The following is a 24722-nucleotide window of genomic DNA, read 5'->3' on the forward strand; positions in this document are numbered from 1 at the left end:
AATGACCCAAGCAACGCTGCACCGCGGCCTGAAAAACAGGCACATCCAGCTGATCGCCCTGGGCGGTGCCATCGGTACCGGGCTGTTTCTGGGCGTCGCCCATACCGTCAGCATGGCCGGCCCGTCGGTCATCCTCGGCTACGCCATCGCCGGCCTGATTGCCTTCTTCATCATGCGCCAGCTCGGCGAAATGGCCGTCGAAGAGTCGGTGGCCGGGACCTTCAGCCACTTTGCCAACACCTACTGGGGGCCGCTGGCCGGTTTTATGTCGGGCTGGAACTACTGGGTGCTCTATGTGCTGGTAGGCATGGCAGAACTCACTGCCGTGGGCCTGTACGTCCAGTACTGGTGGCCAGAGATTCCGACCTGGATGTCGGCGGCAGCGTTCTTCGTGATCATCAACCTGCTGAACCTGAGCAGCGTGAAAACCTACGGTGAGACAGAATTCTGGTTCTCGATCATCAAGGTGGCCGCGATCATCGGCATGATCGTGTTCGGCGCCATTCTGCTGGCCAGCGGCAACGGCGGCCCGCAAGCCTCAATCAGCAACCTGTGGCAGAACGGCGGCTTCTTCCCCAACGGAGTCAAAGGCCTGCTGATGGCAATGGCCTTCATCATGTTTTCGTTCGGCGGTCTGGAACTGATCGGCATCACCGCCGCCGAAGCCCAAGACCCCAAGCGCAGCATTCCCAAGGCCACCAACCAGGTGATCTACCGCATCCTGATTTTCTATGTAGGCGCGCTGACCATTCTGCTGAGCCTCTACCCGTGGGAAAAGGTCGTCACCGGCGGCAGCCCGTTCGTGCTGATTTTCCATGACCTGGACAGCAACATCGTCGCCACCGTGCTCAATATCGTGGTGCTCACCGCCGCGCTGTCGGTCTACAACAGTTGCGTGTACAGCAACAGCCGCATGATGTTCGGCCTTGCTGCGCAGGGCAACGCGCCCAAGGCGATGCTCAAGGTCAACGCCCGTGGCGTGCCGGTCAACTCGCTGGCCGTGTCGGCCACAGCCACCGGCCTGTGCGTACTGATCAACTACCTGATGCCCGGCGAAGCCTTCAAGTTGCTGATGGCCCTGGTGGTCGCCTCGCTGGTGATCAACTGGGTGCTGATTACCATCACCCACCTGAAATTTCGCGCCGCCAAGCGTGAGGCCGGCCAGGTCACTCAATTCCAGAGCATTGGCTACCCGTTCACCAACTATCTGTGCCTGGCATTTCTGCTCGGCATCCTGGTGATCATGTACCTGACGCCAGGCATCAGCAGTTCGGTGGTCATCATGCCGTTCTGGCTCGCCTTGCTGATCGCGGCCTACAGGCTCAAACGCAAGCAGAACAGGGCCTGAGCAAAACGCCTTAACCCTTGTCGGCAGGCCTGGCCTGCGTCATGACTGTCGCGTCAGGGGGCCGGGCCACATAAGCCCGGCGCCCCCTCCGAACGAGCATGCGCTGACACCTGCGCGGCCTGCCAATTCAAACCAAGCCCCTCTACTAATTGATCTGCGTCAATGAACAACGCGCTTGACCGCGCAAAATGCAACAAAATGCTACAGCGCCCAAAAGCGATGCCGATAGCCGAGTTACCACCTCCTCCCAAGAAAAGAGTTCATCATGGTGACTTTGCGAAGACTCAACATTGCCCCAAGGGCGGCGCTTATTTTCTCGTTCATTGTTCTGATTCTCTTGTTTCTGGGAACAGTAGCCGTGGTTCAGATGGGCAAGCTGCGTGACACTGAACAAGATGTCGAAAACAACTGGATGGCGAGCATTCGCCAGACCGGGTTGATGGACAGCAGCGCCTTGCGGCTGCGCCTTGAGTCTTTGCGAGCGGCCATGAGTACAGACCCGCAAGTTCGCCAACAGACCCTGGATTCGCTTGCCGGTTATCGCAAGACCTTTGTGCAAAGCGTTAACAACTATGAAAGGCTTGTCGCCAATACCGAGGATCGCCAGCGGTATCAGAACGTGCAGGCCAGCACCGAAGCCTACGGCAAGCTGCTGGACCAGTTTGACCAGCTGCTGCGAAGTGGCGACAGTGCAACTGCAGTCAATATGATCTCCACCTCGATCAGACCCGTCTCCGACAAACTGCAAGAGAACATCGCCAGCCTGCGCGAGTTGAATGAAGCAGGAGCCCAAGCGGCTGGCGAACACGCAACCGAGGCATACCAGACCGGTCTGCTTCTGGTTTACAGCCTTATTGCGATCGCTCTGATTGCTACCATATTCCTGGCATTGATGCTGGTACGCAGTATTACCGCGCCGATGAGCGAAGCCCTGCAGATCGCCCAGCGGATTGCCCGGAAAGACTTGTCGGCAAAAATCACCGTTGAGGGTCAGGACGAAGCAACGCACATGCTCAACGCCCTGGTACAGATGCAGGGCAACCTGCGTGAAACACTGATGCATATTTCCGACAACTCCACGCAACTGGCTTCGGCCTCTGAGCAGATGTCGGCGGTTACTGAAGAGTCGAGCCGTGCCCTGGTGCGCCAGAACGATGAAGTGAACCTGGCGGCCACGGCCGTAACGCAAATGAGCGCTGCCGTGGATGAGGTGGCACGTAACGCCTCAGAAGCCGCCGAAGCATCGCGCCGTACCCAAGCACTGGCAGGCACCGGTCTGGACAACGTAGCCCGGACCCTGACAGCCATCCAGGCACTGACCGGTAGTGTCAAATCCACCACCGAACAGATGCAGGCTCTCTCTTCGCGCGCCCAGGACATCAGTAAGGTGGTCGAGGTCATCCGTGCGATTGCCGAGCAGACCAACCTGCTGGCCCTCAACGCAGCCATCGAAGCTGCACGCGCTGGCGAGCAGGGCCGGGGATTTGCAGTGGTCGCCGATGAAGTTCGTGCGCTGGCCCATCGTACCCAGCAGTCGACCCAGGAAATCGAGCAGATGATCAGCGCCATGCAGGTCGATTCGGTACAGGCGGTGCAAGCCATGGAACAGAGCCAGAACATGGCCGGCAATTCCACGGAGGTCGCACAACATGCCAATCAATCGCTTGAACAGATTGCAGAAGCCATCACGGTTATCAATGAACGCAACACACTCATTGCCACAGCCGCCGAAGAGCAGGCCCAAGTGGCACGGGAAATCGACCAAAACCTGACCAGCATCCGCGACCTGTCGATCCAGACCGCCGCCGGTGCCAACCAGACAGCAACGGCCAGCGTCGAGGTCTCGAAGTCGGCACTCGGCTTGAATAAGGTAGTCAGCGCTTTCGTGTTCTAACACCCGATAAAAAGCCCGCTGCGACAAGGTCACAGCGGGCTTGGGAGGCGACTGACGGTTTTTCCCGTTAGCGCTGCATCAATTAAACAGTACCGCTGTTTTCTGCAGGGTCACCCACACACCCCACGCCAGCGGGATGCCCACGGCCAGCCAGGCCGCGATCACAAACGGCGTGGTACCGGCAGCGGCTTTCCATTCCAGCACGGTAGTGCCTTCGCTGCTCTTGTCGTGACCGATGGCGCGCTCTGCGGCCAGTTCGGCGTCGGTCATGAAGTACTTGTCGGCCACCGGACGGATCATCAGGTTGCAGATAAAGCCCAGCACCAACAGACCGGCAAGGATGTACAGCGTGATGTCATAGGCATCGGCCCGCGCCACACCGTGGCTGAGCTGGTACTCACGCAGGTAGTTGACCAGTACCGGACCCAGCACACCGGCTGCCGCCCAGGCGGTCAGCAGACGACCGTGGATCGCACCGACCATCTGGGTACCGAACAGGTCGGCCAGGTAAGCCGGCACAGTGGCAAAGCCGCCGCCGTACATCGACAGCACCACACAGAAGGCCGCCACGAACAGCGCGATGCTGCCCCAGTGACCCAGCGTTGGCACCGAGGCGTACAACACGAAGCCCAGCGCGAAGAAGATGAAGTAGGTGGCTTTACGGCCCAGGTAGTCCGAGCACGAGGCCCAGAAGAACCGGCCACCGATGTTGAACAGGCTCAGCAGACCGGTGAAGCCGGCGGCGATCGCCGCGATGGCCTTGAGCTGGTCAGCATTCAGTTCGCTGAAGGTCAGGTCATTGCCCAGCAGCTTGCCGGCGAACACTTCCTGCAGCAGCGGCGATGCCATGCCCAGGATGCCGATACCAGCCGAAACGTTCAGGCACAGCACCAGCCAGACCAGACGGAACTGCGGGGTTTTCCAGGCCACACTGACATGCACGTGGCGGTCAGTGATCATCGCGTTGCTGGCTTTCTTGGCAGGCGCGGTCCAGCCTTCAGGCTTCCAGCCGGTTGGCGGTACGCGGTAGCCCAGAGCGCCACCCATCATGAACACGAAGTAGATCACCGCCATGACCGCGAAGCTCTGCCATACACCTACGCCGTCAGCGCTGGCGAAGTGGCTCATCAGTGCAGTGGCCAGCGGTGCACCCACCATCGCGCCGCCACCGAAGCCCATGATCGCCATGCCGGTAGCCATGCCGCGCTTGTCCGGGAACCATTTGATCAGGGTCGACACCGGAGAGATATAACCCAGGCCCAGACCGATACCGCCGATGACTCCGGAACCCAGCCACATCAGCCAGATCTGGTGGGTATAAATACCCAGCGCGGAAATCAGCAGACCGCCACACCAGCACAGTGCCGAAACAACACCGGCCTTGCGAGGACCTGCGTGCTCCAGCCAGCCACCCCAGATAGCTGCCGAACAGCCCAGGAAAATGAAGAACAGCGTGTAGATCCAGCCCAGCATGGAGATCTGCCAGTCACAGCTCGACGCGAACATCTGCGCGAAGAAACCCATGTCCGGTGTGCAGGCGACAGGAGCGGTGATACCAACAGCCTTGGACAACGGCAACCAGAACACCGAGAAGCCGTAAGCCATACCAATACACAGGTGGATGGCCAGAGCGGCGGGCGGAACGAGCCAGCGGTTGAAACCCGGCTTGGCAATAATGCGTTCTTTGGACAAGAACGCAGGCTGGGCAGATTGGCCACCCAACGCTGTGCTTGTACTCATTGTATTAACCCCAATGTATGCAATGCTCGCAGGACTTTTAACGCCGACCCACCCTCAGTCTTCCATGAACGAAAGCCCGGAGCTTTTATATTCAATAGGTTACGGTTATGTGGCAAAAAGCCGCACCTGATCAGCGATGGCGCAAGAGTAGCACTTACAAGAGGCAGTTAGTGTTTTGTTACAGGTTTTTTTCGACTTTTCTCAATAAGCTTTTTCTATGATGCAATAGATCTAACCGATCATAAAAACATGTCCCATAGATCAATAAATCAGGGCGCTTAGTTGTCATACAAAGTCTGTTGCTTCGTGCATTTTACCCGACCCAATCGGCGACCAGCCGGCAGGCCGACCGCCATCCTGCCGGCTTGTGCGCCCGACAGCCTGACGACAACGGTATACTCACTGACCCATTTCGAGCGACCGACCACAAGGACCCGCCCATGAAAGCGTTCGGCAAAATCCTGGGACTGTTTATTCTCGGGTTGTTGCTGATCATCGTGGCTCTCGGCTTTGCCTTGACCCATCTGTTTGATCCCAACGACTACAAAGACGAAATCCGCCAACTGGCCCGCGAGAAGGCCAATGTCGAGCTGACCCTCAACGGCGATATCGGCTGGAGCCTGTTCCCCTGGCTGGGCCTGGAATTGCACGACGCCCGGGTCGCAACCCTCAATGCGCCAGACCAACCGTTTGCCGACCTGCAGATGCTTGGCCTGTCGGTCAGGGTGCTGCCGCTGATCCGGCGCGAAGTGCAGATGAGCGATGTTCGCGTCGAAGGCCTGAACCTGACCCTCAACCGTGACAAGAACGGCCATGGCAACTGGGAGGACATCGGTAAACCGGCGACCCCGGCCAGCACCACGCCAACCGCCCCGGCCGGCGAGAGCACTCCGCCAGCACAAGACACTGCGCAAAAACCGTCCAGGCCCGTCAAGCTGGATATCGACAGCCTGACCGTCAACAATGCCCGCGTGCTGTATACCGATGAAGCGAAGAACCAGACCTATACCGCCGAAAGCATCCAGCTGAGCACCGGCCCGGTTCGTGAGGGCAGCGACATCAGCCTGAAGCTCACCGCGTTCCTCAGCGGCAACCAGCCTGCATTGCGCGCCCGCACCGAACTGACCGGCAACCTGCGCCTGGATCGGGCCCTGCAGCGCTACCAATTCGAAGACATGCGCCTGTCCGGTGAACTGGCCGGCGAGCCGCTGCAAGGCAAGACCGTCACCTTTGTTGCTCAAGGCCAGTTGCTGGCTGACCTGGCGGCCAATGTGGCCGAATGGAACAGCCTGAAAATCACCACCAATCAACTGCGCGCGCTGGGCGAACTGCGCGCCCGCGATCTGGACAAGACCCCGCAGCTCAGCGGCGGCCTGTCGGTGGCGCAATTCAACCTGCGCACCTTCATGGACGGTATCGGCCAGCCACTGCCGGTCATGGCCGAAGGCAGCCTGAGCAAGGTCGAGCTGGTCACCCGCCTGAGCGGCACGCCGACCAGCCTGGTGCTCGATGAGCTGAACCTCAAAGTCGACGACAGCACCTTCAGCGGTCGCGTGGCCATAGAAGACTTCAGCAAACAGGCGCTGCGCCTGCAACTGAAGGCCGACAGCTTCGACGCCGACCGCTATCGCCCGGCCGAAACCGAGACCGAAAAAGGCGCCAAGGCGGCGCGCAAGTCCGAAGTACAGAACAGCGAAGCCACAGCCATCGCCGGCGCGGGCACCACCCCACTGCCCGAGCCGCCGACCAAGACCGCCTGGAGCACCGAAAAGCTGTTGCCACTGGAGCGCCTGCGCAGTCTCGACGTCGAAGCCGAGCTGAGTTTCGGCAAACTGATCGTCAACAAGCTGCCGATCGACAATGCCGCGCTCAAGACCCAGGCCGCCGGCGGCGTGATCCGCGTCGACAGCCTGCGCGGCGGTTTGTACAACGGCGACTTCGAGATCAAGGGCAACCTTGATGCCCGCCAGGACATCCCGACCGCCAGCGTGCAGACCCGGGTCAACAAGGTGCCGGTCGAACGCGTGCTCAATAGCCAGGGCCAGACCCCGCCCGTGCGCGGCCAGTTGATCCTCAACAGCGATCTGAGCGGCAAGGGCAACAGTGAGAAAGCGCTGATCGACAGCCTTAACGGCACCGCCAGCTTCGTCGTCAACAATGGCGTGCTGGTCAATGCCAACCTCGAACAGCAACTCTGCCAGGGCATTGCGCTGCTCAACCGCAAGCCGCTGACCGGCGAGCCACGCGGCAAGGACACCCCGTTCCGGCAACTGAGCGGCAGCCTTGCCGTGCGTAACGGGGTCGCCAGCAACCCGGACCTCAAGGCGCAGATCCCCGGCCTGACCCTCAACGGTAAAGGCGATGTCGACCTGCGCGTGCTGGGCATGGATTATCGCGTCGGCATCATCATCGAAGGCGACAAGGGCGAAATGCCCGACCCGGCCTGCCAGGTCAACGAGCGCTATGTCGGCATCGAGTGGCCGGTACATTGCCGTGGCCCGCTGGAGTTGGGTGCCAAGGCGTGCCGGGTCGACAAGGAAGGCATCGGCCAGGTCGCCGCCAAGCTTGCGGCCAATGAAGTGCGCAACAAGCTCGATGAAAAGATCGAAGAAAAACTGGGCGACAAAGTCAGCCCTGAACTCAAAGACGCTCTGAAGGGGCTGTTCAAACGATGAATGCTGTACACGCCCTGGCGCCTGAGCAGTTCTCTCAGGCGGTGCTGGACTGGTTCGATGTCCATGGCCGCCACGATCTGCCCTGGCAGCAGGACATCAACCCTTACCGGGTATGGGTTTCGGAAATCATGCTGCAGCAGACCCAGGTCAGCACGGTGCTCAACTACTTCGACCGGTTCATGACCGCCCTGCCCACCGTGCAGGACCTGGCTGAAGCAGCCGAAGACGAAGTGCTGCACCTGTGGACCGGGCTGGGCTACTACACCCGCGCGCGCAACCTGCAGAAGACCGCGAAGATAATCATGACCGAGCACGGCGGCGAGTTTCCGCGCAGTGTCGAGCAGCTCACCGAACTGCCTGGCATCGGCCTGTCCACCGCCGGGGCCATCGCCAGCATCAGTATGGGCATTCGTGCGCCGATCCTCGACGGCAACGTCAAGCGCGTGCTGGCGCGTTATGTGGCGCAGGAAGGCTACCCCGGTGAACCGGCCGTGGCGCGCCAGCTATGGGCGGTTGCCGAGCGCTTTACCCCGCATGCCCGCGTCAACCACTACACCCAGGCGATGATGGACCTCGGCGCGACCTTGTGTACGCGCAGCAAGCCCAGCTGCCTGTTGTGCCCGCTGGAGCGCAGTTGTGAAGCGCACCTGCTGGGCCTGGAAACCCGCTACCCGGTGCCCAAGCCACGCAAGAGCATCCCGCAAAAACGCACTCTGATGCCGTTGCTGGCCAACGCCCAGGGCGAGATTCTGCTTTACCGCCGCCCGTCTACCGGACTCTGGGGCGGCTTGTGGAGCCTGCCAGAGCTGGACGCCTTCGATGACCTGCAACACCTGGCCAGCCAGCACGCGCTGGAGCTGGGCAGCCACCACGAGCTGCCAGGCGTGCTGCATACGTTCAGCCATTTCCAGCTCAGCATCGAACCCTGGCTGGTCAGGGTCCAGACGCCGGCCAGCCACGTGGCCGAGGCCGACTGGCTCTGGTATAACCTCGCCACCCCGCCGCGCCTGGGCCTTGCCGCCCCGGTGAAGAAGCTGCTCAAACACGCAGCCGACGTATTGAATGCAGGAGAGTCCTCATGACCCGCACCGTAATGTGCCGCAAATACAAAGAACAACTGCCAGGCCTGGAGCGCCCGCCGTACCCGGGTGCCAAAGGCGAAGACATCTTCAATAATGTCTCGCAGCAAGCCTGGGCCGACTGGCAGAAGCACCAGACCCTGCTGATCAACGAGCGTCGGCTGAACATGATGAACGCCGAGGACCGCAAATTCCTGCAGACCGAAATGGACAAATACTTCTCGGGTGAGGACTACGCCAAGGCTGAAGGCTACGTCGCGCCGGAAAACTGATCATTTTTTGAACAAAACACGTAAGCATCGAAAAATATTCAGTTTTTTCTAAAAAAAAGTTGACGCATCTCCGGAAAACGCTTTTAATGCGCCCCGTAGCCCAGATAGCTCAGTCGGTAGAGCAGGGGATTGAAAATCCCCGTGTCGGCGGTTCGATTCCGTCTCTGGGCACCATCTTCAAATCAGGTGGTGCACGCATCACCCGATCAGTAAAAAACCCGCTCAGTGCGGGTTTTTTATTGCCTGCAGAAAATGCCTTTTACAGCGTTGCGTTCGACCCACTGGCATCCCGACGAACGGTAACAGGCAGCCGGTTTGCCGAACGGGCGCGAAGACAACCGCAACCGGCTCTAAATGCGCGCCAAGGATCAAACCAGGCAACCCTCAAACATCGGTAGGAAAAAAACCACCCGCGCGCTAATCATGAGTGAAATCAATATATTGAACTTTCAATTTCATACGATTGAAACATCCCGTTCTTTATATATTCACCGCCCTTACCGGACTCGCCACCAGCGCCTGTTTTTCGACTCCCAGTCAAAGTAATGACACGCCGGGTAAAAACCCGACAAACCGCCAAAAATGGGCTACCAGCGGCCAACCGGCTGTTTCCGGGGCAGGTGCTGGCATAGTAGTATCGTATTAATACTTTCTTCTTTTGCGATGTTCGATATGCGTGCTACAGCCTGCAATAAACAAAGCGGTTTTACCCTCGTCGAATTGTTGGTGACCGTGGCTGTGGTCGGCATCCTGGCAGCCATCGCCATCCCCTCCTACGAGAGCTACGTGACCAAGAGCAAGATCAAGGGCGCGCAGTCCGATCTCGCCGCACTGAGCCTGGTGATGGAGAACTTCTACCAGAAGCAGCTCAAGTACCCGACCAACACCGCCAGCACCACTGCCGAGTCACGCTGCGTGGCCGCCACCGGCACGACCACGTGCTCCGTGTCGGGCTGGCAGCCTAGCCAGGACGGGTTCATCTACAAGATCGTCACCGCCACCGCCAGCACCTACAAGCTTGAAGCGCTGGGTAGCAGCGGCAAAGTCAACGGCTGCAGCATCACCCTGACCCAGGACAACGTGCGTGCCATCGCCAGCTGCACCGGCTACAACGGCGGCTGGCAATGAACCGCAGCCGTGGCTTTACCCTGATCGAGCTGATGATCACGTTGGCGATTTTCAGTTTTCTGATCACCATGGGCTCGCAACTGACCAAATCCTGGACCGACAGCGCCAGGCAACAAGAAGCGGCCAACCTGCTCAAGCAAGGCATCAGCCGCGCCAAGGCCACTGCCCTGCGTAACCCCGGCGCGGCCCAAAGCAATGCACCAGCCGCCGCGCTGTGCAGCTCTGGCCAGACACTCAAGCTGTTCAGCGTCGCCGACCTGGCCAGCATCAACTGCGCAGCCACCGACAACATTCTCTGGCAAGCCAACCTGCCCGGCTCCGCAGCCCTGCAGAACGGCGGAACCAATATCACCTGCATCGCGTTCAACAGCCGGGGCCTGCCGGTCACTGGCAGCAACTCGTGCACGACCAGCACCATCAACGTAACGGTTGGCAGCGAAGCGTCAGTCAATGTCGAGATCATTTAAGCCCGCACGCCACCGGCAACGTGGCGACATCCTGCTGGAATCGTTGATCGGCATCGTGCTGATGTCGATCATCGGCCTGGGTATGACCTACGCCACCTCCCGTGCCGCCGTGGCCCAGCGCGACATGAAGGTGCAGAACATTGCGGTAAGCCAGATGCGGGATTTGATTAGCCTGCACGGTCAGGCACTGTGCCCTCCCAGCACCATACAGGCGAAGATAAGTGTGCCAATGCAAACCGCCACAATAATGCTAGATGCGAGCTGCACCGCAACAAGCGGCATAACCGTGAACGGTGTTTCCATTCCCACCTTCAAGACAGTGGTTCTGACAACGCGAAGCGACGACAACAGCCTTTTTGGCGGTGTAATTCGGGTTGGTGACGAAACGTGAAACGCCCTCAGCGCGGCTTCAACCTGATCAGCTTGATGATTGGCATGACGCTGTCGCTGATCAGCATCCTGGCGATGCTTGCGCTGTACAAGAACATGGTCGGCATCTCGGTGCGCTCGATTCAGGATGCGCAGCAGGACGGCCAGGTAAGCGCAGGGCTTCTGACTGCGCAACTTGAGATGCGTAATGCGGGGTTTGGGATGGATCTCCCCATCTCCAACAGCATCGTACTGCTCAAGGATGCAAAACTGACAGGCGGCACGATCACGTCAGAAACCCCCTACGATCCACCCAATGCGAATAAAGGTAATGCTTTGCTGTGGGCATCCAAAACGTCGGCCTCGCCAGCAAATGTTGCTAATTGTGCAGGACTAATGGTTCAGGGCGGGCAGTTGCTGCATCTGAAAAGTGCCGGCACTTGCACCGACATTCACAGCGACTGGCGAACACTAACATGGTCAAGCACTATTTTAGTTAAAGCCCCCGAACAGCCGTCTGATGACAACAACTATGGAAACGTTCAGCCATCTGGTTTTTTCAAGACAGAGTCGTCCAAGTGCTGGCCTTATGGAAAATACTCTGAGTCAACACTTCCAGATCGTTTAAAGGTCATCATGACGGCATCGATCAGCGCCAAAGACTCCACCGGGAGCGCCATACAAAGCACCAGTGAAGTCTGCCTTCCCAACCTTCCCGCCCCGCCCAAAAACCCGTAGCAGGATTGCACCATGAACCATTCACGCCTGCTACCCGTCATGCCCCCCCTCAAGCGACAACGCGGCATGGCCACAACGCTAATCATGACCCTCACCGGCGTCGCCCTGACGGCGGCCACGGTGGGCATGATGTACAGCATCCAAGGCGCGGGAGAGCAACAAATGGCCAGCCACGCCAGCGTCCCGGCTGAGTCACGCGCCTGGGAAGGAATAGAAGTGGTGCGCAAACATCTGGAGGGCAACACACCTGACGTACCTGCCTGTACCGATACCACCACCCCCCGCACCAGATTGTTTGCTACACCGGCCATTGCTGCGACCATCGTGTGCAAGGAAACCGCGAACGGCAAAACCCTGTTCACGGCCAACATCACCGGCTACAGCAACGTCAGCAGCCAGCGCGCCAAAGCCACCTCAACCTTGCAAGCGGTATACGAGAAAGGCGCGGGCGCCAGCCCGGCCGGGCAGACCCTGGGCAATGCCCTGACCTTCAACGGCGACCTCAATTACAGCGGTGGCTCGCTGTCGATCGTCAACGGCCCCTATCTGGCTTACATCAACCTCAATGGCACGCTGCGAATCACCAACGGTGCCAGAGCGTCAGTGTCCGGTTGCGCCAAGGCCGGTATCGAACTGTCCGGCGGCGGGGTCGCCGACAACGCGATCCTGCGCACTGAAGGCACCTTCAGCATGAATTCGGCCAGCCCGCCCAATAACCTGACGCTGGGCGCCAAGAACATCAACATTACCCAGGATGGCGGCAGCTACATTTCCATCAAGGCCGGCGCCTTCACGGCCAATGTCATGTCCGGAGGCAGCAAGATCGGTACGGCGCTAGTCGGCGGTGTTGTTAATGCCGATGCCGATAGAACCATTACACCGGTCATGGAAGGTACCTCACTGATCACTCTCAGCGGCTCACCAGCCACGGTGTATGCACTGGACCTGAGCAAGATCAGTCTGTCTGGCAACACCATCACTACGACCGCAACAGGGGCCGCCAAAAGAATCTCTGGCACAGGCACCTTGCCGGCCACGATCACCATGACATACACCGCAGTGTATGGTGGTGAAGTAGCCTTCAAGACCTCTACCGTCGGCACTTTTTGGGCTAACAACATCAACTTCAGCGGCTGGGATGCCACCTATTCACTGCTCAAAGCGCATGGCAATGTCTCGATTCTTACTGCTACGGTCGGCCAACTCCAAGGCGGCGGTAATCTTTCGGTTTTCGAGCGAACACCGACGTTCACTAATGCCAGTCGCATATCTGGCATGCTGCTTAATACCAACGGCACTCCGTACACTGGCACAATTGCGAACCTTAGCGTCGCAGTGCCCAATTCCTCTCCCGGCTTGCCCGGCGTGCCGTTCTGCGACCTGACCCTCAGGCCGGTCGATGTCTCGACCCTGCGTGACCAGGCCAACTACGTGTTCTATTTCGATGGCAACACGCCGATGCTGAGGATACAGAACGTCAAAAGGGCCAATGGCACCGCCGTCGATCCTGGCCCATACAACTTGACCACCACCGACTTGCAGCGTATCGGTGGGGCAGACTTTCTGATCTGTAACTGGTACTACAACAGTGGTGGCAACAACACCTGCGGCAAGAATGCTACGCCCAGCAACGGCTGGGTATTCAACGGCATCATGGCATTCCCGCCCGGCGTCGCCTGGTTTCAGGGCAACGTGACCCTCGACGGCGTGCAAATGGCCCGCTTCAGCAATACCTTTCTCAGCACCGGTGACGTGACCTTGACCAGTTCGTCCAACGCACCGATTTACGCGCCGAACTTTTCCGGCGCCAGCTTCACCTGTGGCGGCGCCTTCTATGCGACCAACCTGTGCAAGAGCACCACGGCCCTGGCGACCTGGACCGACTCGACCGGCACCCTGCGCACCGGCATGCCCATCGGCAATATCGCGGTCGAGGCCGAACGTGCGCTGTACACCAACGGCTGGACGATCTGGGGCAACGTGATTCTCGGTGGCCTGGTTAATGCCTCTGGCGCGACCACCAACATCAAAGGCGGGCTGTCTACCGGCAACAACGGCGTGACCGCTACCACCATCGGTGCGGGCGGTATCGCGGTGGACGTATCCAACATGAGCAGTGACCAGAGCATCGTCGGCACCACCACAGGCTCTGGCAGTACGACAGGCGGAACAGGCGGGTCGGGCACCACAACCGTTAAATGGGTACGCCCTCTGTAGACATCGCACTTGGGTTTTACCGCCGTCTGCGTTTCAATGGCGGCCCACGCCACACCGACACCCAAGGACACCTTCATGGCCTCCTCAGACAAGCAGCAAAAGCGCGCCCAACGCGCAAAACTCAAGGCCAAGCAGAATCGCTCCGGCCAGAAGCCGAAGACGTCGGTGCATTCGCTGTTCGATTCGCCGTTGGTCGATCAGCCGTTCGATGACGTGAAAATCGACCTGAGCACCTTTGACTTCCAGGACCTGGTCGAGAATGGCTTCGACCCGGCCGATTACGAAGACCTGTTCGAAACCATGCATCAGGCCGAGGCCATCAGTCAGATCGCGCTGTGCGCAGTATTCCTGCAATACCCGGTGCTGGAACTGGTATTGGCCGAGCAGAACGACGAAGAAGCCACCGACTTCATGATGGGCCTGCTGATCACCTATCGCGCGATTTTCCATAACGAAGACGAAGACACCGCGCTGGAATGGATCGGCACACCGACATTCCAGGCTGCCTACCAGAAGGCTTCGGACCTGCTGGTGATGCGCAACGAAAGCCAACGCCGCGGGCGTTGAGGCTCTACTTTTGACATCCTCCCCGCCCTAAAGGGCGGGGATTCCCACAATTGGACGCTCATGCCCGAGCGCGAGAATGTTTTTTGCGGCGTTGACGTCGCGGCCGTGAGTGACACCGCACCCACAACAAGTCCATTCCCTTTAACGCCCATGAGCTCCGGCAAGCAGAAGCCATCAACCCGAAAGAGCTACTGCGAACATTCATTCTCGGTCCGGTCGCCGAAATGGAAGGCACAGGAATCAAAAACATTGCCCAGAGCTGGTTCGCGGTCCAGCTATCGCGTTATTGGTTATGCTCCCAAGGGATAGACGAGCAGGATGCGTTGAAACTCATCGACAGCGCAGCATTCAAGCGGGACTTGAGAAAAGTGCTCAATCGTCTCGGAAATGAAGAACCCCTGCGCTGGATATGAGACAGCCTTCTCGAATCACTTGTCAGTCATGACGCTCATCGTCCTTGTAAGCGCTTAGACTCCCTCACTGCTCTTAACTGCACCGGAGGTCTCTGCATGTCTTCGTCATCCAAACAACAGAAGCGCGCCAAACGCGCCAAGGCCAAAGCCAAGCAGTTACGCATCCAGCGTAACAGCGACACCCCGGCAGCTCCCAGTGATGACTGGCCAGACAATCATCTCTACTTCGAGCGCAACGCTGAAGACAAGACACAGGAGGTGATACGCATGTTGAACCAGTCGCTGCTCATGCTTATCGAAAGCCACCAACCTGACGATCAACTGCCCCGCCCTGTGCGTGAGCTTTTCGAGGACATGCAGGCGGCAGAGGCGACGGATCTGGAAGACATGATCTATCTGGTTGTGGACGGCCCGCTGTCCGAGCCGCACCCGGTGCAGAACCTTCTGGACGGCAAACTGTTCCAGGTGATGGCGTTGTATTGGAACTGGTCGGAAGGCCTGGACGAGGATGCCGTAGAGCAACGCATGAAGGCCTACGAGTTCGACTCAGCATTGAGTCGCGTCCTGGCTCCCTACCTCAACTCCGATGAGCAAGACGCCGCGCAAGAGGTAGACGATTACATGGATTCGATCATCGACAGAACGCTTATCGAGGCCTACCTGGAGCTCATGCAAGCCGAAGCCATCAGCCAGGAAGAACTGCTCTTTAAACTACTGCAAAGCCCGCTATTGATGCTTGAGGACGAGTTCGGAGAACCGCTGGATGAAGAAGGCGTGGCCGAAGAGATGGCCAGTATGCTGATAGGTTACTGGGAATGGTCAGAAGATCTCGACGAGACCGATGCAGAGGCGCGTATGACTACAGAACAGTTCGCGCAGGACCTGATACGCGCCACAGAGCGCTTTCTGGCTATATCACCGGCGCCCTGAGAAACCACAGGAGCTGCTTTAGGAGCTGCTGTAGGAGCTGCTTCAGCAGCGAACAATACAACCTTGTTGCGGCTAATGTTCGCGGCTAAAGCCGCTCCTACGGGCAAGTCAGCCCCGACGCACCGGGGCCGATCTGCGGTCAGTTCAGCGCTGCAGCGCCCTGCTCACCCGCCGCCTTGCGGCGCCGTGAAACCAGCAAACCGGTGGCAACCACACCCAGGCTCAGCAGCGCGGTGGCGACGATTTCCATGCGGTGTTTTTCCATGAACAACATGGTGATCAGCACGCCGCTGATGAAGATGATCACCGCCCAGGTCAGCCACGGGAACAGCCACATGCGGAAGGTCAGCGGCTCGCCGCTGGCGACCAGTTTGCGGCGCATGCGCAGTTGCGACACGGCGATCACTAGGTACACCAGCAAAGCGATGGCGCCGGAGCTGGCCAGCAGGAACTGGAACACAGCTTCTGGGGCGATGTAGTTGGCGATCACGGTCAGGAATGCCGCTGCGGTCGACAGCATCACCGCCCAGTAAGGCGTACCGGCCTGGGTGGTGCGTTTGGCAACGGCTGGTGCATCACCGCGTTTGCCCAGCGAGTAGAGCATGCGCGAGGCGGTGTACAGCGCCGAGTTCAGGCAGCTGGTGACGGCGATCAAGACGATGATGTCCACCACCATCTTGGCGTTGGGAATGCCCATGCGCTCCAGCACGGTCTGGTAGGAGCCGACAGAAGCCAGCAGTGGGTCGTTCCACGGCACCAGCGCGACCACGATGAAGATCGACACCAGATAGAACAGGCAGATCCGCCAGATCACCGAGTTGGTAGCCTTGGTAATCTGTTTCGCCGGGTCTTTGGACTCGGCCGCTGCAATGGTGACAATCTCGGTGCCCATGAACGAGAACATGGTGGTCAAAATCGCTGCGAGCACCGCGCCCATACCGTTAGGCATGAAGCCGCCGGTGTCGAACAGGTGGCTGACGCCGCTGACCTGGCTGGTCGGCAGAAAGCCGAAAATCGCTGCCAGGCCCAGCGCAACGAAGGCGACGATGGACAGCACTTTGATCAGCGCGAACCAGAACTCGAACTCGCCGTAGTTCTTCACACTGAACAGGTTGGTCGCGGTCAGCAGCAGGGTAATGACCAGCGAGTAGACCCAGAACGAGATGTTCGGCCACCAGGCATGCAGGATCGCTGCAGCCGCGTTGGCTTCCAGCGGGATCACCAGCACCCAGAACCACCAGTACAGCCAGCCGATGGTGAAGCCGGCCCAGCGACCGATGGCGCGGTCGGCATAGGTCGAAAACGAGCCGGTGTCCGGAGAAGCCACGGCCATTTCGGCCAGCATGCGCATCACCAGCACCACCAGCGTACCGGCAGCGGCATAGGCCAGCAGCACGGCCGGGCCAGCGGCGGCGATGGCATGCCCGGAGCCGACAAACAAACCGGCACCGATTACCCCGGCAATCGACAGCATGGTGATGTGCCGAGGTTTCAACCCTTGGTCGAGGGTAGAGAAATTTGCGGAATTGCTCATTTAAAGCACCTTTGCGAGACGAGCCAGACACATCGGAGCGCTTCGTAAAAAGAATGCTACGGCGATGTTCTTTATTCTTTACGCAAATTCCGCGCCAGAATGTTCCAAAAACGACGTCGCTCAGGAACCACCTGACTTACAGACGAAAAAACGATCGAGATCTTTTACGGGGCTGTTCGGGATTTGTTACCGAATGCCACAAGCGAACGGGCGTCAACGCACCAGCGAGAAACACTCTGTAGTAACAGGCACTGTTATGGTGCGCAGCAAAACGTAACCGCCGGGCACAAGCGGCTTCCCTGTACCGGCCAAAGCTGGCAACATCGCGCCTTTTTTGCGCAAGGCCGTCGGCAATGGGGCAATCCCCCGGCATGAGCGGTTTCTGTTGCGGCGACAGTCCCCTGCATCCATGCGACACGCCGCCACATCCTGCAGCTTTGGCACTATGGTCCGATTCTGGCGCTATGCTAGCTTGGCGCACGCCAAGGAAGGCCACCAACAAGCAGGAGCGTATCTATCTATGAGGAACCCACATGGCCGAGGCCACGCCCGCCCTGGAAATCCGCAATCTGCACAAGCGTTACGGCAAGCTTGATGTACTCAAGGGCGTCTCGCTGACCGCCCGCGATGGCGATGTCATCTCGATTCTTGGCTCGTCCGGCTCTGGCAAGTCGACCCTGCTGCGCTGCATCAACCTGCTGGAAAACCCGCACGAAGGCCAGATTCTGGTCGCCGGTGAAGAACTGCGCCTGAAGGCTGCGCGCAACGGCGAGCTGGTGGCCGCCGATAACCGGCAGATCAACCGGCTGCGCAGCGAAATCGGTTTCGTGTTCCAGAACTTCAACCTCTGGCCGCACATGAGCGTGCTCGACAACATCATCGAGGCGCCGCGCCGGGTGCTGGGCCAGAGCAAGGCTGAAGCCATCGAGGTGGCCGAAGCGCTGCTGGCCAAAGTCGGCATTGCTGACAAGCGCCATGCCTTCCCGACTCAGCTCTCTGGCGGTCAGCAGCAACGTGCGGCGATTGCCCGGACCCTGGCCATGCAGCCGAAAGTGATCCTGTTCGACGAGCCGACTTCGGCACTCGACCCGGAAATGGTCCAGGAAGTGCTCAACGTCATCCGTGGCCTGGCCGAAGAAGGCCGGACCATGCTGCTGGTGACCCATGAAATGAATTTCGCCCGGCAAGTCTCCAGTGAAGTAGTCTTCCTGCACCAGGGGCAGGTCGAAGAGCAGGGCACACCCCAGCAAGTCTTCGAGGCCCCACGGTCGGTAAGGTGTCAACAATTCATGTCGAGCAATCGTTAAACGGAGCAACACCCATGCAGACGTACAAGAAGTTACTGCTGGCCACCGCTGCCACACTGGCAATCACCGGCAACGCGTTCGCCGAAACCCTCAAGTTCGGCATCGAGGCGGCTTACCCGCCATTCAACAACAAGGACGCCAGCGGCCAGGTCGTGGGCTTCGACTATGAAATCGCCCAGGCCCTGTGCGCCAAGATGAAAGTCGAGTGCCAGGCGGTGACCTCCGACTGGGACGGCATCATCCCGGCCCTGAACGCCAAGAAGTTCGACTTCCTGGTGTCGTCGCTGTCGATCACCGAAGAGCGCAAAGTGGCGGTGGACTTCACCGACCCGTACTACTCCAACAAGCTGCAGTTCATTGCGCCGAAAAGCACTGAGCTGAAAGCCGACAGCGTCGCAACGCTGAAGAAAGAGCTCGACGGCAAGACCGTTGGCGCCCAGCGCGCCACCCTGGCCGCCACCTGGCTGGAAGACAACCTGGGCAGCGACGTGAAAGCGACCCTGTATGACACCCAGGAAAACGCCTACCTGGACCTGACTGCCGGCCGCAGCGATGCGATCCTGGCCGACAAGTACGTCAGCTACGAGTGGCTGAAAAGCAAAGACGGCGCGAACTTCGAGTTCAAGGGCAACCCGGTCGAAGAAAACGACAAGGTCGGCATCGCCGTCCGTAAAGGCGACGCACTGCGCGAGAAGCTCAACGTAGCCCTGAAAGAAATCATCGCTGACGGCACCTACAAGAAGATCAACGACAAGTACTTCCCGTTCAGTATCCTCTGATTCGCCCTGCGCCAGCCGCTGCCCCGCGAGGGCGCAGCGGCCGGCCACGGTGGCCTGAAAAAGCCTGCCCATGAACTTCGAACTCCACGAATTCGGCCCGGCCCTTGCGGCTGGCATGCTGATGACCGTCAAGCTCGCCCTCTCGGCCCTGTGCCTGGGGCTGGTGCTGGGTCTGCTTGGCGCCCTCGCCAAAACCTCATCGCACCGCGGCCTGCAATGGCTCGGCGGCGCCTATTCGACGCTGGTGCGCGGCGTGCCCGAGCTGCTCTGGGTGCTGCTGATCTACTTCGGCACCGTCAACGGCCTGCGGGCACTGGGCGAGCTGATCGGGATTCCCGGCCTGGAACTCAACGCCTTCGCCGCCGGGGTCATCGCGCTGGGGCTGTGCTTCGGCGCTTACGCCACTGAAGTGTTTCGCGGCGCCCTGCTGGCCGTGCCCAAAGGTCACCGCGAAGCCGGGCTGGCGCTGGGCATGTCGCGGCCACGGATCTTCTTTCGGGTGGTGATGCCGCAGATGTGGCGCATCGCCCTGCCCGGTCTTGGCAACCTGTTCATGATCCTGATGAAAGACACCGCGCTGGTGTCGGTGATCGGCCTCGAAGAGATCATGCGCCACGCGCAGATTGCCGTGAGCGTTACCAAAGAACCGTTCACCTTCTACCTGGCGGCCGCCTTCATGTACCTGGCGCTGACCGTAGTGGCCATGACCGGTATGTACTTTCTGGAAAAACGCGCCGCACGCGGCTTCACGAGGAGCGCCTGATGAACTGGGAAGTCATCATCAAGTGGCTGCCACGCCTGGCCCAGGGCGCGACCCTGACCCTGGAACTGGTGGCCATCGCGGTCATTGCCGGGCTGATCCTGGCCATCCCGCTGGGCATCGCCCGCTCATCGAAGCACCTGCCGATCCGCGCCCTGCCCTACGCTTACATTTTCTTCTTCCGTGGCACGCCGCTGCTGGTGCAGCTGTTTCTGGTCTACTACGGCCTGGCGCAGTTTGAGGCGGTGCGGCAAAGCGCGTTGTGGCCGTACCTGCGCGACCCGTTCTGGTGTGCGGTCATCACCATGACCCTGCACACCGCCGCCTACATTGCCGAGATTCTGCGCGGCGCGATCCAGGCCGTGCCACCCGGCGAAATCGAAGCCGCCCGCGCCCTGGGCATGTCGAAGAACAAGGCGCTGTTCTACATCATCCTGCCCCGCGCCGCGCGTATCGGCCTGCCGGCGTACAGCAACGAAGTGATCCTGATGCTCAAGGCCAGCGCCCTGGCCAGCACCATCACCCTGCTAGAACTGACCGGCATGGCCCGCACCATCATCGCCCGCACCTACCTGCCGGTGGAGATCTTCTTCGCGGCGGGGATGTTCTACCTGGTGATGTCGTTCTTGCTGGTGCAAGGCTTTAAATTGCTGGAGAAAGCGCTGCGGGTGGACATGACTCACGGGCGCTGATCAAGCTGGCGGCACGCATACCCCGTAGGAGCTGCTTTAGCAGCGAAGCTTTTCGCTGCTAAAGCAGCTCCTACGGGTCATACCACCGTACCCATCGCCCTCCACTCTTCTCCCGCTGAGCGGCCCAACCACCATGTCCACCTCCGACCTGCTCAGCCGCTTCCAGGCCCTGGACCGCTTCCTCATCGAGCACCAGGCACTCTGGCGACCCAAGCCCTTCACTGAACTGCGCCTGCCATGGGAAGCCACTTACCCACAGCTCTCGCAATGGCTGCGCAGCCGCACAGTGGAACAAGCCGAAGCCGCGCACAACCACCCCGAACACCTGCAAGCCCCGGAGCCGTTCAGCCAACTGGCCGCCCAGGCCGTGGCGCTGGCACGGGCTGACGAGTTGCCCAGCCAACCGCTAAACCCGGTGGAGCCACGCCTGAGCGTCGATGTACCCGGCCGCAAATGGCAACAGATCGAGGCCTTCGCCAGCCACCTGAACCTGCCGGCAACCCCGACCCACTGGCTCGACTGGTGCGCCGGCAAAGGTCATCTGGGCCGCCGACTCACTGGCCCCGGTCAGCGCCTGACCTGCCTGGAGTACGACCCGGCATTAGTCGAGGCCGGTCGTGAGCTGAGCTTGCGCCATCGGGTCAACGCCCAACATGTGCAGCAAGACGTGATGGCTGTCGAGACCGCCAGCCATCTGCACGCCGACCACACCGCCGTGGCACTGCATGCCTGCGGCGATCTGCATGTGCAATTGATGCAACTGGCCAGCGCCACCGGCTGCCCGCAACTGGCGATTGCGCCGTGCTGCTACAACCGCACCGCCCACGCTCATTACCAGCCGTTGTCGCAGGCGGGGCAAGTGTCGGCGCTGCAACTGTCTCGGGATGACCTTGGCCTGCCATTGAGCGAGACCGTCACCGCGCCCGCCCGGGTACGTCGCCAGCGCGACCTGTCGATGGCGCGGCGGCTGGGCTTTGATCTGCTCCAGCGCCGGTTACGCTGTGTGGACAACTATTTACCCACCCCTTCGCTGCCGGTCGCGTGGCTGGCGAAACCTTACGCCGATTACTGCCATGAACTGGCCGCCCGCAAACAACTGCCCATACCAGGCCCACAAGACTGGGCTGCACTGGAGGCACAAGGCTGGCAACGGCTGGCAGAAGTCCGGAATCTGGAGCTTGTGCGCAATTTGTTCCGTCGGCCGCTGGAGATGTGGCTGGTGCTGGACCGGGCACTTTACCTGCAAGAACAGGGCTATAACGTGCAACTCGGCACCTTCTGCGCGCCTGAACTGACCCCGCGCAACCTGCTGTTGATTGCCCGACAAATGACCGCACAACCTGTGGATAACTCTGTTGATTAAATTCCGGAAGCTGGGGAAAACGTCTGTAGAAAGCGCCCGACAATGCCGGGCTTTCGGCGTGTATTCAAAGTCAAGCCCGTTCTGGCTCAATGGTTTGCGGCCGGGCACCGCTCAGAACCCGGACCGCACATCAGAAAAATTTCATGTTTACGGAACTTGTGAATAAACCTGCAAACATGCGGCCATCAGGGTTGCTCGACGCACGCCAGTGAGCGCTCCACCATCACTCTGGCCATCTCCGCCATGTGCATCGACGAGAACGCCAGGCTGCGCTGAGCACCGCTAAGACCCTCGCCCAACTCACAGGACGTCGCCGCCGCACAACGCAGGAAATCCAGCGCGTGAAGCAGTGTGGTCTCAAGATGCGGAGGGATAGTGGCGGGGTTGTTTTCTACAACGTCGGTGGCGGGCAGGTAATGCGCCAGGGCGCGTTCTACGATGGATTGATTCAGGACAGGAAGCAGTGTCTTGCTGCCGGGTTTATCGGAAGTATCGTTGACCATGTGCTTTAGCTCCTTACAGTGAGCTGCCACCTGATCACGACTAAACGATAGGGTGGCGGCTGTACGCAGGTTAGTCGTCCGGTGAGCTAAAACCGGTGCATCCGAAGATGCCCTGGCACAGCCGCCATAGAACGTTGGCCTTTGAACAGGCCAACGGAACGGCGGCGCTATGCGCTTTAACTCAATGCGGGCGACTAAACCCGTTCACCGGAAATCGGTGACTGGCGCAGACTAGAAGCGCATTGGGTGGGGCGCAAGCGGGTCGGGATTCTGTCGGAAATGTCTGTCAAAAGAAAGGGACGCATCCCGCAAAAACACCCCGGAAACCATTGCAAATCTTCACCGCAGCCCGCGATCAGAACTGATTGAGCTTGAGTTGTGTCGGCGCAAACGAGCGGCCTTTGAGCTTGCTCAGCGTCAGCCGATAGACACTGGACTTCACCTGGCTGCCCATCGGCGTCTCTTCAAGCAGAATGCGGTTGGTGGCAAACACACAGCCGGTTTTGAGCATCTGGTACTTGAGCTGATAGTAACCGGCGTCCATCCGGGCAAAACTGAACTGCTCACCCGGCGGCACATAGGCATGCCGAAACGCATTGCGCCCCACCGCATCAGTGACCTTGGCATACACCGCCGAATCGCCACCGCGGTTATCCACCACAATCTGCGACCAACCATTGTTCCTCAGCAACGGCATGCCTTGCAGATAACCCGCATCCAGCGGCCACGCCGCCCCCAGCGGGTCCAGCGCCGGCACCGCACACTCAGGCTCGGCCGGCACAGGCGGCGACACCGGCAACACACGCTCGACCCGCTCCGGCTCCGACGCCGGCCGGACATACACCGGCAACGCTTCGGTCGGCGTATACGACAGCCTGGCGTTGTGGTCATAGCCCATCCACACACCGGCCGCGCAGAAAGTCATGAACAACAACACCCAACGCACCAACGTGCGCCGCCGCCGACGCTTGGAAACCGGCTGCCCGCCACCCGCAGCCGAAGCAGGCCGCGCCTTGGCCGCCCGCGCAGCGGGCGCCGTCGCAGACGAACCCGCCTGAGCCGCCGCCGCATACACCGCCGCACCCTGACGCCCCTGCACCACCACCGCCTGAGCCCTCTGCTGACGCCGCTCCTGCTCCAGCAGTTGCGCGTCATACAACAACCGTCGCGCCGGATTGGCCAACACCTCATGCGACGCATTGACCCGGCTCATCAACTCCGACGCATCCTCAGCCGGATTGCGATCGGGATGCAGCTGCTGCGCCAGCTTGCGATACGCCCGCTTGATCTGCTCAGGCGTCGCATCCCGCGCAACGTTCAACTGCTCGTAATGGGTGAGGGTATTCTGCATTGCACCTGCATTCCATGGCCACATGCCAGCTCGGCAACTGTATCGGCCTGAAACGCCAGAGCTTCAATGCCCGACGACCAGCGACACCACATGGCGATTTTTTCAAGCTAATCAGGCAGGTAGGCTTTACAAGCGCGCCAGACTCTATATACTCCTTCGCCATTGCCGGTATAGCTCAGTCGGTAGAGCAACTGACTTGTAATCAGTAGGTCCCGAGTTCGATTCTTGGTGCCGGCACCATACAAGGTTGCAGAGAAGGCTTTCAAAATCTCTGGAATCCACGAAAACCCGCCTTCTGGCGGGTTTTTTCGTTTTGGGGTTTTGTCGGATTCCAAAGTATCCAGCACCAATAAGAGTCGTGCGCCAGATACACCGAACCTCGCAGCCCTGCAGCAACCTACCCGCCTGGCTGAATATTGCGCCAACCTGTGCCCGTTTCTTTCTTCTGGAAAGAGACCAGCACTTCTAGGGATTCTCCGATCAAGTCACCACAGGCCATCTGACCTGTGCTGAAATAGCCCTCCGTCCAACTGCCCTCTACAAGCCCGCCATCCCATGAGTCAGATGAGCTTTTCCGATTTCGAGTACGCCGGTAA

General features: G+C 59.8%; 22 protein-coding genes, 2 tRNA genes and 1 pseudogene. 19 read left to right on the forward strand and 6 right to left on the reverse strand.

Translation table 11 applies throughout. From position 1 onward, the window contains the following. The first annotated feature begins 1 nt into the window (after window position 1). Both NJC38_RS26590 and NJC38_RS26595 read left to right on the forward strand, forming a co-directional pair. A complete protein-coding gene (locus tag NJC38_RS26590; RefSeq protein ID WP_253117862.1) occupies window positions 2-1348 on the forward strand; it encodes an amino acid permease in 1347 nt (448 codons plus the stop codon). A 268-nt stretch (window positions 1349-1616) separates the two neighbouring features. Beyond that, window positions 1617-3242: a methyl-accepting chemotaxis protein gene (locus NJC38_RS26595; RefSeq protein WP_253117875.1), complete on the forward strand. Its 1626-nt coding sequence runs from the start codon at window positions 1617-1619 to the stop codon at window positions 3240-3242. Window positions 3243-3320: 78 nt separating this feature from the next. On the opposite strand, the gene NJC38_RS26600 is transcribed toward NJC38_RS26595, so the two are convergent. Further along, a complete protein-coding gene (locus tag NJC38_RS26600) occupies window positions 3321-4982 on the reverse strand; it encodes an OFA family MFS transporter (RefSeq protein WP_045484538.1) in 1662 nt (553 codons plus the stop codon). Between the two features lie 440 nt (window positions 4983-5422). Between NJC38_RS26600 and NJC38_RS26605 the strand changes: the two genes are divergently transcribed. The 10 genes from NJC38_RS26605 to NJC38_RS26655 all read left to right on the forward strand — a co-directional run bounded on the left by NJC38_RS26605 (window position 5423) and on the right by NJC38_RS26655 (window position 14494). Next, window positions 5423-7657 (forward strand): AsmA family protein, encoded by a 2235-nt coding sequence (locus NJC38_RS26605; protein WP_253117863.1) that lies wholly within the window; start codon window positions 5423-5425, stop codon window positions 7655-7657. Window positions 7658-7671: 14 nt separating this feature from the next. Then, window positions 7672-8739 carry an A/G-specific adenine glycosylase gene (gene mutY / locus NJC38_RS26610; RefSeq protein ID WP_253117876.1) on the forward strand — a complete coding sequence of 356 codons (1068 nt, stop codon included), beginning with the start codon at window positions 7672-7674 and terminating at the stop codon, window positions 8737-8739. Further along, window positions 8736-9008, forward strand: coding sequence for an oxidative damage protection protein (locus NJC38_RS26615; RefSeq protein WP_045484547.1), 273 nt, complete (start codon window positions 8736-8738; stop codon window positions 9006-9008). The genes mutY and NJC38_RS26615 overlap by 4 nt, the downstream gene beginning before the upstream one ends. A gap of 98 nt (window positions 9009-9106) precedes the next feature. Continuing rightward, window positions 9107-9182: transfer RNA gene (locus NJC38_RS26620), tRNA-Phe, on the forward strand. A gap of 498 nt (window positions 9183-9680) precedes the next feature. Next, window positions 9681-10136, forward strand: a complete 456-nt coding sequence (locus NJC38_RS26630; RefSeq protein ID WP_290447413.1) for a type IV pilin protein — start codon at window positions 9681-9683, stop codon at window positions 10134-10136. After that, window positions 10133-10603 (forward strand): type II secretion system protein, encoded by a 471-nt coding sequence (locus NJC38_RS26635; RefSeq protein WP_253117864.1) that lies wholly within the window; start codon window positions 10133-10135, stop codon window positions 10601-10603. The genes NJC38_RS26630 and NJC38_RS26635 overlap by 4 nt, the downstream gene beginning before the upstream one ends. Continuing rightward, window positions 10587-10994 carry a type II secretion system protein gene (locus NJC38_RS26640; protein WP_253117865.1) on the forward strand — a complete coding sequence of 136 codons (408 nt, stop codon included), beginning with the start codon at window positions 10587-10589 and terminating at the stop codon, window positions 10992-10994. Before NJC38_RS26635 ends, NJC38_RS26640 begins: the two co-directional genes overlap by 17 nt. Beyond that, window positions 10991-11710, forward strand: coding sequence for a hypothetical protein (locus tag NJC38_RS26645; protein WP_253117866.1), 720 nt, complete (start codon window positions 10991-10993; stop codon window positions 11708-11710). The genes NJC38_RS26640 and NJC38_RS26645 overlap by 4 nt, the downstream gene beginning before the upstream one ends. A 12-nt stretch (window positions 11711-11722) precedes the next feature. Next, complete coding sequence (locus NJC38_RS26650; protein ID WP_253117867.1) at window positions 11723-13927, forward strand: hypothetical protein; 2205 nt, start codon at window positions 11723-11725, stop codon at window positions 13925-13927. 75 nt (window positions 13928-14002) lie between these two features. After that, the gene (locus tag NJC38_RS26655) at window positions 14003-14494 is read left to right on the forward strand and encodes a hypothetical protein (protein WP_253117868.1); all 492 of its coding nucleotides are present in this window, start codon (window positions 14003-14005) and stop codon (window positions 14492-14494) included. A 27-nt stretch (window positions 14495-14521) separates the two neighbouring features. On the opposite strand, the pseudogene NJC38_RS29180 reads toward NJC38_RS26655, so the two are convergent. After that, a pseudogene (locus NJC38_RS29180) lies at window positions 14522-14629 on the reverse strand (hypothetical protein); the annotation flags it as partial. A gap of 374 nt (window positions 14630-15003) precedes the next feature. Here NJC38_RS29180 and NJC38_RS26660 point away from each other — a divergent pair. Then, complete coding sequence (locus tag NJC38_RS26660) at window positions 15004-15837, forward strand: hypothetical protein (RefSeq protein ID WP_253117869.1); 834 nt, start codon at window positions 15004-15006, stop codon at window positions 15835-15837. 139 nt (window positions 15838-15976) lie between these two features. Here NJC38_RS26660 and gabP read toward each other — a convergent pair whose 3' ends face one another. Beyond that, window positions 15977-17371, reverse strand: coding sequence for a GABA permease (gabP, locus tag NJC38_RS26665; protein WP_045484559.1), 1395 nt, complete (start codon window positions 17369-17371; stop codon window positions 15977-15979). A 533-nt stretch (window positions 17372-17904) separates the two neighbouring features. On the opposite strand from gabP, the gene NJC38_RS26670 reads away from it, so the two are divergent. From NJC38_RS26670 to NJC38_RS26690, 5 genes are all read left to right on the forward strand, one after another. Beyond that, window positions 17905-18678: an ABC transporter ATP-binding protein gene (locus NJC38_RS26670; protein WP_045484562.1), complete on the forward strand. Its 774-nt coding sequence runs from the start codon at window positions 17905-17907 to the stop codon at window positions 18676-18678. Window positions 18679-18692: 14 nt separating this feature from the next. After that, the gene (locus tag NJC38_RS26675; RefSeq protein ID WP_253117870.1) at window positions 18693-19457 is read left to right on the forward strand and encodes an ABC transporter substrate-binding protein; all 765 of its coding nucleotides are present in this window, start codon (window positions 18693-18695) and stop codon (window positions 19455-19457) included. A 70-nt stretch (window positions 19458-19527) separates the two neighbouring features. Then, entirely contained in the window at window positions 19528-20220 is a 693-nt protein-coding gene (locus NJC38_RS26680) for an ABC transporter permease (protein ID WP_253117871.1), read from the forward strand. Then, window positions 20220-20909, forward strand: a complete 690-nt coding sequence (locus NJC38_RS26685; protein ID WP_045484571.1) for an ABC transporter permease — start codon at window positions 20220-20222, stop codon at window positions 20907-20909. The genes NJC38_RS26680 and NJC38_RS26685 overlap by 1 nt, the downstream gene beginning before the upstream one ends. 133 nt (window positions 20910-21042) lie before the next feature. Continuing rightward, complete coding sequence (locus NJC38_RS26690; protein ID WP_253117872.1) at window positions 21043-22272, forward strand: methyltransferase; 1230 nt, start codon at window positions 21043-21045, stop codon at window positions 22270-22272. Between the two features lie 185 nt (window positions 22273-22457). Here the strand turns inward: NJC38_RS26690 and NJC38_RS26695 are convergent, their stop codons facing one another. Then, entirely contained in the window at window positions 22458-22775 is a 318-nt protein-coding gene (locus NJC38_RS26695) for a hypothetical protein (protein ID WP_045484573.1), read from the reverse strand. A gap of 355 nt (window positions 22776-23130) precedes the next feature. Then, window positions 23131-24126 carry a J domain-containing protein gene (locus NJC38_RS26700; RefSeq protein WP_253117873.1) on the reverse strand — a complete coding sequence of 332 codons (996 nt, stop codon included), beginning with the start codon at window positions 24124-24126 and terminating at the stop codon, window positions 23131-23133. Window positions 24127-24290: 164 nt separating this feature from the next. On the opposite strand from NJC38_RS26700, the gene NJC38_RS26705 reads away from it, so the two are divergent. Continuing rightward, window positions 24291-24366: transfer RNA gene (locus NJC38_RS26705), tRNA-Thr, on the forward strand. A gap of 157 nt (window positions 24367-24523) precedes the next feature. Here NJC38_RS26705 and NJC38_RS26710 read toward each other — a convergent pair. Beyond that, the coding region (locus NJC38_RS26710) for a hypothetical protein (protein ID WP_253117874.1) at window positions 24524-24722 on the reverse strand (199 nt) is incomplete at its 5' end.

It is taken from the genome of Pseudomonas sp. 21LCFQ010 (assembly GCF_024129905.1).
Classification (GTDB): domain Bacteria; phylum Pseudomonadota; class Gammaproteobacteria; order Pseudomonadales; family Pseudomonadaceae; genus Aquipseudomonas.